The organism is Streptomyces sp. NBC_01077, from assembly GCF_045162855.1.
Classification (GTDB): Bacteria; Actinomycetota; Actinomycetes; order Streptomycetales; family Streptomycetaceae; genus Streptomyces.
Map to the genome: position 1 here is coordinate 10,019,344 of NZ_CP108669.1, position 11,882 is coordinate 10,031,225.

The window sequence follows — 11,882 nt, forward strand, 5'->3', positions numbered from 1 at the left end:
ACAGCTTCAACCCCTCCGCGGCCACCCAGACCGAGCGTCGGTTCGACCTGGTTGACCTCGACCCGTTCGACTACGACACCGCCGAGGGCATGACCGCGTTCATCGACCACCTGGTCGGCATCGAGGACCGGCTGCGGCTGCTGCGGGCCAAGGAGGGCATGCTCACCGAAGGCGAGATGCCCGAGTACCTCTTCCGCCGCACACGCGGCATCGTCGGCCTGCTCAAGCGGTTGATCGAGGACGGCTGCAGGGAGGCCATCGAGTCAGGGACCGAGGAACTGACACCGGAGCTGCTGGCCACGATCCCCATCCGGCTCGGCAACGTCGCCGACCGCGATCCGAGCGCCGGCGAGATCCCCCGTCATCCCGGACGCCCAGCCTCCCAAGGCCACCAGGCGCAGGAGAGGCCGCAACACGGTCTTCGACGACCGAGGCGGGCAAACCGCAGATGCCTGAAGCCCTCGACGCGAGCCAACTCCGACCCATGGCACGGAGCCTGGACCCCCTGGAAGGCGAGGCCTTGTCCGGCTACCTCCTGCGGCTGGCCCATCGTCTCGGTGTCGATCCCCTTCACCTCTATGTCCGCACCGGGCTCACCGGCACCCGGCTCGAAGGAACGAAGATCACTCGTGTCTCGCCTGCCCTCGGGTTCAGCCTCGACGACGTCAGTCTCGAAGCGTTCGGCCGCACAACCCGCCTGTCCCGCGAGGAGGTCACAGGGCTGCTGGTGGCTCCTTTGGGAGCCCGCTACGGGCCGCTGAGCACCGAGTACTCCAGGTCCCAGGCTGATGAACGGACCCGGTTTGTCTCTCCGTGGGTTCTTTCCGACCGCACCCAGTACTGCCCTGACTGCCTCGCCGGAGACAGCTCGTCGCAGATCGAGCAGGTTCACGGCGGAGCATGGCAGCGGATCTGGCGCCTGTCCGCCGTCTTCGCCTGCCTTCGGCACAGGCGTTTCCTCCGGCAGCGCTGTCCCAACTGCGGCGAGCACGTCCAAGGCGACGCGAAGAACCTGATCGCCAGGCCGCGGGACGGTGAGCTTCACCCCACCCAGTGCCGGGCATCTACACCGGTCGAGACCCTCCGGGCAGTCCGGCCGGCCTGCGGAGCGGACCTGGCCAAGGCCGACCGGCCGCGGGACCTCCTGCCCACCGCCAGTCGCACTCGGGAGGCCGCCTTCGCCACCCAGGCCCGGCTGCTGACCCTCCTTGCTCCGGACGGACCGGAACACGTCAGCAGCGTCGGTTGGCTCATCCCCACTGCCCAGTACTTCAACGACCTGCGGACGGTCGCCACGCTGATCCTCATGACCTGGCCCGAAGCCCGGCCCCATGCTGCCACCCGAACCTTGGCCAAGATCCTCGATCACGAAGCCGAGCAGCGGCACCGAGCGTTCGAGAACGTCCGGGACACCCCCGGCGCCTATCGCCGAAAGGTCAGCGTCTACATCGCTCCACCCGAGAACCCCGCGGTTACCGCCGCCGTCCTGGAGATGGCGGATCGGTTCCTGAGCGCTCGGGACGAGCGCGAGGCAGCTCGATTCCTTGAATTCCTGGCGGTCGAAGCGACCTACATTCACCGAAAGGTGGGCTATGCCCTTCGAACTAAACCTGGGACGTCCTTCCCCCTTCAGGTCGCCCTCCTGGCCCACCGACGCGGCGAGAGTAAGGCGGCAACGGCCGAGGAGATCATCACCAAGCGCGGCGGCTTCCGGAGGGCCCACCGGTGACAACAAACGTGTCCAGGTGACATCTATCGTGTCCCGGCACACCCGGGTACCCGCCCCGACCGGTTGCCTCACCAGTTGCCTGGCTGATTGCCTCATTGGTTGCGTGGGTGGTCGCCTCACTGGTTGCTCCACCAGTTGCCTACCCGTCCGTGGGAACCCCGCGTCTCCTCTGGTCACGGGGCATGGGTCACCGTTTCTCGACGCCGACACCTCTCCCCGTAGGACAGGAGAGTGTCTCTCCCTCTTGCTCCCCAGGGTGCGCAGAGGCGGCGGGCCCGGATCCGGGCGCACGGGCGTTTCGGGGAGAATCGGGTGGTGAGTACCGCACGCCGCCGGGTCCTTGGCCCTGGCCCTCATGTTCCTGAGCCGGCTGCCCGTGACCCGCGCGCCCGGACCGCTGCCGAACGCGCCTCCACGGGGGACTGGACCGCCGAACTGCGCTCTACCCCAGTGGAGCCCCGGCTCGCCCGACCCCGGTGCCGCGCCGGTCTTGTAGGGTCGGCGGCAGCCCGTGCCGATATGGCGTGCGTGGGTGAGGCCCGGCGCCCAGGGGCACACCCCAGGGGCACACCCCGGGGGCATTACCGCCCGGCTGCCCCTAATCCACCACCCCGTCAGCCGGGGACCGTGATCCGTTGGCGTGGGGCTCGTTGCGTACGGCGTGGAGACGATCAGCGAGACCGGCGTGGACGTGGCGTGGATGCGGTGCAAGGGGTGCTCGGGAACGGGCCGGGTGGTCCTGTGGTCTGGGGAGCGATCCGGTGGCGACGATCCTTACGGAGGCCGGCGCCCACGTGGCGACCGCGCACCCGGGCACGAGCGTGATGCAGCTCCTGGGGCTGGAGACGGCCGATGCGGCGGTGTTCCGGGGGCCTGATCCTCGACCCGTCCCGGCGGCATGGGTGACGGCCCTCAACGCGAAGATGCCCTCCGACTTCTAGCCGACGCGCTCGCGCGGCCGTCGACGCCCCATCGCGACCTTGACAGGTCGTCGCCCTCGGACCCGACATCGAGCCCCCGCAGGACTGGGGCGGGCATGGCAGACCCCCAGGCCGGGGAGCGCTGGGGGTCTTGTGGAGACCGTCGACTGGGATCGGCGGTCTGGATCGACATGGTCCCGGTGGGTATCGACGCAGATCCTCTTACGCGATCCATGTCTGCCCGTGTCCCGACGCAATTCAGCCGTGCGCACCCGGGCTAGATCCGAGTGGATCTAGCCCGGGTGGCTTTATCGACGTCACACGACAGCGGTTGTCGACGACCTCGGGAGGCACTCACCGCGCCCGGATCTCGATGTCGACGAGAACGGAAGGCACCAGCCGGTACTCGGCAACGGCGGAACGAGGGCCGCCATCTACGCCCGCAGCCAGCGCTTTTGTCCCGGGGCCTCGGGCGAGCGGCACACGGCGTCTTGCCGGTCGGCACCGAGCTGCTATCCGAAGGAATCGATATCCGACGCGGGCAGCGCCTCCCGAACCGCCCGAGAAACGCTGCTCCTCGTCATCGGCAGAGCCACCCGGGGGGCCGGGATACGGTGGGCGATCGAGGATCGCTTCCAGGTCGCGAAGAACGAATGCGGCCTGGCCTATATGAAATCTGCTACTACGTGTCGAATAGTAGAATTCCGTAACCGCCCCCGCCTGTGGGGAGTCTGCCACCGCCATTCGAGTTGCCTGAATGTTCGCCGCAGCTATTCTCTCCGCAGGTGGTATCGGTTCCGGAGCACGTCTGTTGCCCGTCGCATTGCGGAGAAGTGCCGCCGCCTTCTTCTAGGAGCATCTGTAGGTAATTGATAGGCATGCGCACTGGCCCTTCGGGGTCTGACATTTGAACTGATAGGTATATTGCCGACTGTTGTGGGTCGGCACCCTCTAGATAGGGGTCAGAGTCCATCACGGCGAGGCCTCGGTGGAATTGAGTAACGAGTACCTAGTCGTGTCCTGAGTTCCTATCCGTCGGCAATACGGGCCGGTGAACCCTTTCGGCTTCTCTGCCTCTCCTATGTGAGCCATCGGAGAGGATGGGACCCGTGCCCAGGAAGACTGACCCCGCGCTTCGTAGCCGGACTGTGCGTCTGATGAAACAGCACCGCTCGGAGTACTCCACCGAACGTGCGCAGTCGACGGCATGCACCACGGCCTGAGACGGACCACGCCGCCCGCCGAGTGGCTCCAGGACCCACCCGGAAGGCCGGCGGGGGCCGAGGATCTGCTGGACGAGCGACGGCGGTTCAAGCCGCTCGGTGGGGACAGAGTCGTACGACGTTCCCTCGACCGGCCTCAGGTGGTCCTGGGGCCGGAGCCACATCCGATACTCCGCAGGCTCGACGTCCTCGTTGGAGTTCCGGTAGACGGGGATGGAGACGAGGTAGACCCAGCCGTCAGGGAGTTGCCGACGGGCGTACAGGCGCCCCACGATGTCCTGCCCGTCCGGCAGGACCACGCGGATAGGCACCGGCTCGAACTCGGCAGGCTCGGGGGACGTCCTCACGTGACCACCGTAGGCAGCCGGCCCCGCAGCTCCCTCACCACCTCGCTCGGACACGACCACCCCGACGAGTGATCGTTCCGTCCGGGGGATGTGCCCGTGATCCGCTACGGTGCACACGGCCCCGGGTGCCGATTGGTCTCGCCCCGGCGCCCAGATGCGCTCTGGGAGCAGTACCGTCGGGCCGCCCCCAATCCCCCCGTCAGCCGGGACCGTGATCCCCGTCTGCCGCGTCAGGTGCGATCTCTCGGTTTGGTGACAGTGGTGTGAGAGACAGTGGTCTGGGTGTGTTGATGCTGGTCAGGGCCGGTTGAGAGGTGTGGGGTCACTGTCATGGTGGTGAGAGATCGGTGGGGGATCGCTGTCGTGGGTCTTTATCGCGGCAGGTGTGACGCTGTCTCAGTTTCGTGAGTTCTGATCCACTGGCCGGCGGGTGGTTGGTGTGATCGACGGGTGGAACGAGAAGAACCGGACGTGGCCTCGGAGGGATCGGGTGACGAGTCGGCCGCTGTTTTGCCTGCTGTGTCGGTTCGGGCGTTGCGGGGCCCCGCGGTGCGCCGGCTCCTGGCTCTGCGTCGGAAGGGGATCCTTACGACCCGGCACGTCCGGGTGGCGGCGGATGCTTTGGGTGTGCGGGAGCGGGCGGTGTGGCGGTGGCTGGCTGCCGCTGAGGAGGACGAGGCCGCGGCTGTGGCGCCGGGGGAGCGGGCCCCGTATCCGGGACGGTTCACGGTCACTGCGGAGGTTCGGGCTCTGCTCGGGCTATGGAAGGGGAACGTCGCCGCTGTCCATCGTGAGTTGACGGCTCGTGCAGCCAGGGGCGAGGGTGATCCGCCTCCGTCGGTTCCGACGCTGCACCGCGCGATCCGGCGTGATCTGACGCCGGGGGAACGGGCCGGGCATGCCGGCGGTGAGCGCGAGGCTCGCAGGCACGATGTGTTCTTGTCCCGGCCTCGGGGATGGCGGAATCAGGTCTGGGAGACCGATCACGTCCAGGCCCCGGTCCTGGTCGACGTCGAGGGCACCGTCCGCCGGCCGTGGATCACCTGGTTCGTCGACTGCGCTTCGAACACGATCATGGGTGTCGCGGTCACACCGGGGCATCCGTCGCGGGAGTCCGTCCTGGCCGCGCTGCGCGCCGCGGTGGTGCGCGAGGAGCCGTTCGGGCCACAGGGCGGCCTGCCGGAAAAGGTACGCGTGGACCGGGGCAAGGACTTCCTGTCGAAGACCGTTGCCGCCGCGTTCAACGCCCTCGACGTCACCGTCGAGGACCTGCCTGCCTACACCCCGCACCTGAAGGGCACGGTGGAGGGCCTGAACCGGGCCGTGGAGTCGATGTTCCTTGCCGCGCTGCCCGGATACGTCCGCCAGCCGCGCCCCGGCAAGCGTCCCGCCCGCCCGAGGGACGAGGTGCTGCTCGACTTCGAGGACTTCACCGCTCGGCTGCTGGATTGGGTGTCGTGGTGGAACACCGTGCACCAGCCCGATCCACTGGGCGGGAAGACCCCGCTGGAAGCCTGGGAGACAGACCCGACACCGTTGCGGGAGGTGAGTGCCGAGGAGTTGTGGACGTTCACGCTGGAAGAGACCGGCCGGTTCCGGGTGATCTCCACGCGCGGTGTCCGGTTCAGGAGCCGTGACTACGTGGGCGCGTGGATGACAGGCCAGTCGGGTCTGAGAGTTCGGGTGCGGTTCATGCCGCACCACCAGCACCGCATCGAGGTCTTCGACGCCGCCACCGGCCGATACCTGGGCCCCGCCGAACTGGCGGACGCCGCCACACCGGAGCAGATCAGCGCGGTACGTACAGCGCGGGCCACCCGCACCCGTCGGCTGCGGCAGGACCTTGCCGCAGCGCAGCGTGAGCGCTACGCCGCAGCCACCCGGCCAGGGAAGCCCGAGCGGCTTGGTGCGGTGACCGGGGCGGAGGCCGGCCGGGAGCTGGCAGCGGCCGAGCAGTCGGATCTGTCGCGGCTGGCATTGCCGGATCTGATTCCGCCTGCTGCGCCTCCGGCCGGCTGGCGCACGCCGCCTTCCCTTGTGGCCCGCACCCACCGCGCCCCTGCAGATACACCGACCGCTGACGAGCTGCCCCGCTCAGGCACCGCTGGCGCTCACAGCCCGGGCGCTGCCGCCGGTGCCGGTGCCGACCTGACCGGCGGGGGAGAATCGCGGTGACTGCCCCGACGTATCAGTACGTTGATCTGCCCGATGCGCAGATCGTGACGACCCGAGCTCTGCTGACCGCCAGGGAGAACATCGCCGACACGGTCGCGGCCCGGGCGATGATGTGCATCCACGGCGGTGCCGGGTTCGGGAAGACCCTCGCGGTCAACACCTGCCTGCGCGAGCTGGAGGAGACGGCGGGCGAGGAGGTGTGCCGGGTCACCTTCCGCGCCCGCCCCACCGCCCGCGCAGTCCGCTACGAGCTTTTCGAGACCCTGCGTCTGCCGGGGGAGCCGCCCCGTCACCCCAGCGAGTTCGACCGCCTCCTGAAAACGGCTCTGGCGGAACGGCCCCGTACATTCCTGGTGGACGAGGCGCAGTGGCTCAACGGGGAGGCGTTCGAGTACTTCCGCTACCTGTGGGACGAGCCCGCCACACAGATCGCGATCGTCTTCGTCGGCGGCGCCGGCGCGCATACCGTGCTGCGCCGGGAGCCGATGCTCTCCTCCCGGATCTTCATCTGGCAGCAGTTCACCCGTCTCACCCCGGCTGAGGTCCTCGAGGTCGTCCCGCTCTTCCACCCTGTCTGGGAGGACGCCGACCCCGCGGACGTGACGTTCGCCGACGAGCAGGCCGCCCACGGAAACTTCCGAGCCTGGGCCCAGCTCACCGCCCACCTGCGCACCGCCCTGGAACGCACCAGCCGCCCCCGCCCGGACCGCGACCTGCTGCGCTGGGCCTTCAGCCGCCTCGCATGACCCTCCCCGCACCCCGGACAGGCCTCGCCGTCGTCTTCGACCCCGGGGACGACGCCGCCTTCACCCACACCGCCCTGGCCGCGCACGCCCCGCAGGCCAGCCGCATCACCCTTCACCCCGGCCCGGGCACGACCAGCGACACCGCCCTCGCCTCCGACCTGCTCCAGGCCCTGGGCAAACCGGCCCACATCCCGGGCCCGTACCCGCACGGCCGACCACCACTGTGGGAGGCCGCCGCCGCGTGGACGACCGCCCTGGCAGTCACCCGCCTGACCGTCCTGCGCGCCCACCTCCTCGACCAGCGCCGCCTCCAATGCCTCCTCGACCTGCAGTGCCAGACCGGCATCCACCTGACCCTCGTCGTCCACCGCCCCCGCCTGACCGCAGCCCTCCACCGCGCCCTGGCAGCCGGCCACCACACCACCGTCCACACCCTCACCGAAGCCCGCGCCCTCTACCTGGGCGACACCGCCTCATCCAGCCCGCCGCCAGCAGCTCCCACCCTGCCCGCTTCGCCCGCTGCCCTGCGCTGGATAACCCTCGCCGCCCTCGACCGCCTCGTCTCCTACGACAGCCCCCAGCCCTGCACCACCGCCTGCGCACCGAAGCCGATCGTCTACCACCAGCGCCCGGCACCCCTACCACCCACGCCCGCCCAGACAGCCCGGCTCACCGACCGCCTGCACACCGCGACAGCCCACCCCGCCCGCGCCGCCGCCCTCGCGGCAGCCATCGCCACCGGAGCCTCGTTCCAACAACTCACCACCGCCCACACGGACGGCTTCCACCCCGCCGACCACACCCTCACCCTGCACGACCGCACCCGGTACACCGACGGCTGCGCGATCTACCCCATCCCGCCCTGGGCCACCGTCTTCCTCCACGCCGCGACCCGCTTCGCACACCTCACCAGCACACCCCACCTCCTGGCCGCCCCCACTGACCGCCCCGCCCTCCTACGCCTGGCCGAGACCATCAGACTCCGCCCGCCCCAGCCCCCGGCCGGCCGAGCAGGCACGCACCGCGGCCCGGTGGTCTGGGACTGGCGGGAGAAACACGAGGCACTGAGCCATGAGACCGGCCAGCCCGCCCCACCGCCGGCCGGAGGCAACTCCACAGCCGCTACGCGAGCCCGAAGTCGATGAAGTCGACTTCCCCGAACCGCACCTGCAGCGCGTCCGCCCGCCGGCCAGCCTGCCGGAAGTAGACGTGCCCCAACGCCCGGCCCAGGATCACCTCGTGCTGTCCGTCGGAAGCCCCGGCCTCCCAGGCGCGAAACAGCTCCCGTGCCACCTCTCCGGGCACCGCCACCGTCAGCAGCCGGAGCCGGGGATCGTCAGAGGTACCGGCACCGGCCGCGAACCCGAACCGCGCCCGCGTGTGCACCACCAGCCCCCGCTCCTCCGCGGCAGCCTGCCGACGAGCCCGCACCCGCGGCTGCCACCGCGCCCGCACCCGCTCCTCGATCAGCACCAGGTGGCGACCACTCGGCCTGCCCCGCCCCGACCCCCTCCGCGCCGTCCACCGCTGAACCGTCCGCAACGACACCCCCAACTCCTGCGCCACCACCCGCTTCGACCCCTTCGCCCACCTGAGCAGCACACGCAACTGCTCCTCAGCGGTACCCGGCACCGGCTGCGTGAACAGCAACTGATCCAACGCCGCCCGTACCACCGTGGCCTCCGTCCGTCGATCGCCTCATGCACCGGGTCTCCCATGTCTGACGGCGACGGGCAGCCGGAATCTCGATCTTCCTGCACGCAGTATTGAGATGCGGTAGGGCTCTGGAGATCACTTCGAGAAGACACTCTGTCAACGCGCCCACTGAAGTCCGAGTTCGGCGAGCGCGGCGAGCTTGTCCGCGGTGAGCTTGGCCCGACGGGTCTTGCTGTTGCTCAGAAATACCCCGAGCTTGACCTCCGTGCCATCCTCCAGCCGCTCTGTGTGGGCCCTGGGGACGACCACGGAGCCCGTACGAGCCTTGTACTGGGCCAGGGCCGCAACACCCCGCTCGAAGGCGCTCACGGGCGCTGCGGACGGCTTCGCAGGTGCTTCCAGCTCCGGGGCGTGCGGGATGACGCCGACGGCCCCCAGGCGCTCGCGCTGCCCCTCCGTGAGGGCTGCCCAGACTTCAGGCTTGCGCTGTCGGGCGAGCCACTTGCCGATGTCCATGCCGTGCACGGTGACCCCCGGCTCGACGTACGCCAGGATGGTCTCCTCGGCGAGCATCTCCCGCACCACCGCGAAGTGCCGCTGCCACTCCGCCGGCCACGACGGGCTCCAGTCCTCGTCCGCCGCCTCCAGCGCGGCCTTCCACTCCGGGCGGCCCTCCAGCGCACCAGGACGGCGAAGGTTCGCGAGCCACTGTCCGATCGGCCGGTCCAGCATCGTCGCGGACCGGGGCGCGCACAGAGTCCAGTGCTCCTCGTAGTACGCCTTCGCCGCCGCCAGGTTCTCCTGGAACCGCTCATCCGCCACCGACCACACCATCCCGAGCCGCTCCAGCCGCCCGGCTCGCTGCCCGCTCATCTCCCCAGCCGCGTAGGCCCGCCGCTGCTCCGCCACCCACTGCCCAAGGGGTGCCGCACCCTCCCGGTGTCCGTAGGGCACTCTCGCGTTCCCGACCCGCTCGACGTACGCCTTCAGCTTCGCCCAGCCACGCGCCCAGTCCTGCCGCTCGGTGTCGATCACGTTAAAGCTGACCCAGTCGGCGACCATCACCGGGTCACGCGGAGCCGCGAAACGCAGCAACAGACGGGCTTCTTCTTCACCCTCCCCGGGCGCCGAACCGATATTCACAGACGGCTCTGCCCAGTTCCTCTGAGGCTCCTGAGGAATGGCGAGCAATTCCACGGCCTCATTGTCGTGAGCGCGCAGACCTTCAAGGACCTTCACCAAAGGCCGATACGATCCGGAGGTGAACATGTCCTCTGGCTTTTCTCCCGGCTGGAGAAATACCGGCACGATCAACGAAGCAACCTTGCCCTCTCCGGGCTTCTGACGCAGAGCGCGGCCGATGGCCTGCACGATGTCGTGCGGCGCGCCCTTGGGGTCCAGCAGCGCCACGCTGTCCACCGCCCTGATGTCGACACCCTCACCCAGGACACGACAGTTCGACAGCACAGCCCGCTGCACCGTGGACCCGAACCCGCCCAGCACCTCCCGCCGGCGCTCGGGCGCGTGCTCGCCACACAGCCAGTCCGCCCAGATCCGCCTCGGGTACGTCTCAGGCTGATCGGCGTGCAGCTTCGCCGCCACCTTCTCCAGGCCCTCCGCGTACGCCTGCGCCTCCATCGTCCGATGGTGGAACGTGATGCACGTCGACAGACCGTGCTGCGCCATCGTGTGCAGCAGCGCGGCCTGGAGCGCCCCGAGCCGCTGACCGCGTACCTCCTCCGTATGCCGCTCCTCGCCCATCAGCCGCTCGGGCGTGACGACCGGGTCCTGAAGCTCCAGAACGATGATCTGATACCGCGCCAGCAGACCGCGCGACACCGCCGACGCCAAGGACAGCTTGTAGAAGACCGGCCCGAAGACCTTCTCGTCGTCCATGGAGGCCGCCATCTCACGCGGCAGCGGGTCACGCGCCCCCTCCGCGACCTCGCGGTTCAGCCGCTCCTCCCAGATCCGCGGCGTCGCCGTCAGGTACAAACGGCGACGCGACGGAATCACGGTCTGATCATGGACGTCGGCCCACGCCTTACCCATCGAGCCGGAAGTCCTGTGCGCCTCATCCACCACCGTGAGGTCCATGGGCGCCAACTGCTGCCCGTAGGCGCCCTCGAACGCCTCCGCCAGGACCCCCAGCGAGGCGTACGTCCCGAAGATGACCACAGGCCCAGAGCCGTGCCACAGAGCCAGCTGCACAGGATTCGTGGTGGAGCGCACCTTGAGGCTCCACAGCTCCGGGTCATCGGTGAGGCTGCACACCGCAACCGCCGGCCCCGCATGCCCAGCCCCACGCCATGCCCGCACGGTCTGGGTCAGAAGATCCAGCGTCGGCACCAGGACGAGAACGCGGCCCTTGGGCACGAGCCGCTTGGCCGACGCTGCCGCAATGATGGTCTTCCCTGTTCCGCACGCGGCGTGCACCTGCCCACGCAGGCCATTCCAAGGAATACCGCCCGGCGGGACATCGAGACCGCGCACAATGGCAGCAACGGCCTCGATCTGGTGGTCACGCAGTTTCACGACCATTCCCGTGTTCTCCTTTTCGCGGAATACGGCGCGCAATCATAAAGAAAGTCCGGCGCGGCGAGTGGTGGGCCGGGGTATTGGTGTCTGATCCCAAACTCTACACAGCTGGCATCTGCGATGCATCACCCGCGCCAGAACTTCGCCCCCCAGAGTAATACGTGACTCGATCTCACTCGCTAACGGCCGGTTTCCCCGTATGCTGGCAGGGTCACAATGGACTTGACGGTCTGTCGCGAGAGCGGGGGAGAGGCACGGGTGGAGCGCAGCGGAGCCCGTCACTCGATACCCCGTCAGGCCGACGGTCCGTCATTCCCATTGGGACGGTGGTGGCTGGGATTCCCAGACCCTACACAGGCCCGCGCGCGATGCACCGCCCCTCATAGCCAGCCTAGGCGACCGCGCTTGCGCGGGTGCCCGCAATTCGCGCTTGCGCGAATTTGCTTGCTTTTAGAATTCCGTTTACGGAATTCCATTCCGGCGCTTGCGCCGGAATCCGAATTGCGCTTGCGCAATTCGCGCTCTATGCCCCGGCTTGCCGGGGCATA

Annotated in this window: 7 protein-coding genes; 5 read left to right on the plus strand and 2 right to left on the minus strand. The window is 69.0% G+C overall.

The features are described 5' to 3' along the window. Nucleotides 1–484: 484 nt before the first annotated feature. The 5 genes from OG462_RS44955 to OG462_RS44975 all read left to right on the plus strand — a co-directional run bounded on the left by OG462_RS44955 (nt 485) and on the right by OG462_RS44975 (nt 8,285). Nucleotides 485–1,729, plus strand: coding sequence for a TniQ family protein (locus OG462_RS44955; protein WP_406066263.1), 1,245 nt, complete (start codon nt 485–487; stop codon nt 1,727–1,729). Between the two features lie 761 nt (nt 1,730–2,490). Further along, nucleotides 2,491–2,670 carry a hypothetical protein gene (locus tag OG462_RS44960; protein WP_406053411.1) on the plus strand — a complete coding sequence of 60 codons (180 nt, stop codon included), beginning with the start codon at nt 2,491–2,493 and terminating at the stop codon, nt 2,668–2,670. A gap of 2,098 nt (nt 2,671–4,768) precedes the next feature. Then, nucleotides 4,769–6,394, plus strand: a complete 1,626-nt coding sequence (locus OG462_RS44965; RefSeq protein ID WP_406053409.1) for a Mu transposase C-terminal domain-containing protein — start codon at nt 4,769–4,771, stop codon at nt 6,392–6,394. Beyond that, nucleotides 6,391–7,140, plus strand: coding sequence for an AAA family ATPase (locus OG462_RS44970; RefSeq protein WP_406053407.1), 750 nt, complete (start codon nt 6,391–6,393; stop codon nt 7,138–7,140). Before OG462_RS44965 ends, OG462_RS44970 begins: the two co-directional genes overlap by 4 nt. Then, nucleotides 7,137–8,285 (plus strand): hypothetical protein, encoded by a 1,149-nt coding sequence (locus OG462_RS44975; RefSeq protein ID WP_406053405.1) that lies wholly within the window; start codon nt 7,137–7,139, stop codon nt 8,283–8,285. Before OG462_RS44970 ends, OG462_RS44975 begins: the two co-directional genes overlap by 4 nt. Here OG462_RS44975 and tpg read toward each other — a convergent pair. Then, a complete protein-coding gene (gene tpg, locus OG462_RS44980; RefSeq protein ID WP_406053403.1) occupies nt 8,263–8,799 on the minus strand; it encodes a telomere-protecting terminal protein Tpg in 537 nt (178 codons plus the stop codon). The genes OG462_RS44975 and tpg overlap by 23 nt on opposite strands. Before the next feature lie 153 nt (nt 8,800–8,952). Further along, on the minus strand, nt 8,953–11,337 hold the full coding sequence (locus tag OG462_RS44985) for a Helicase associated domain protein (RefSeq protein WP_406053401.1): 2,385 nt from the start codon (nt 11,335–11,337) through the stop codon (nt 8,953–8,955). Nucleotides 11,338–11,882: the final 545 nt, after the last annotated feature.

Coding starts and splice junctions, on each gene's coding strand:
- OG462_RS44955 (WP_406066263.1), top strand. CDS start 485: ATGGCACGGAGCCTGGACCCCCTGGAAGGCGAGGCCTTGTCCGGCTAC.
- OG462_RS44975 (WP_406053405.1), top strand. CDS start 7,137: ATGACCCTCCCCGCACCCCGGACAGGCCTCGCCGTCGTCTTCGACCCC.
- OG462_RS44985 (WP_406053401.1), bottom strand. CDS start 11,337: ATGGTCGTGAAACTGCGTGACCACCAGATCGAGGCCGTTGCTGCCATT.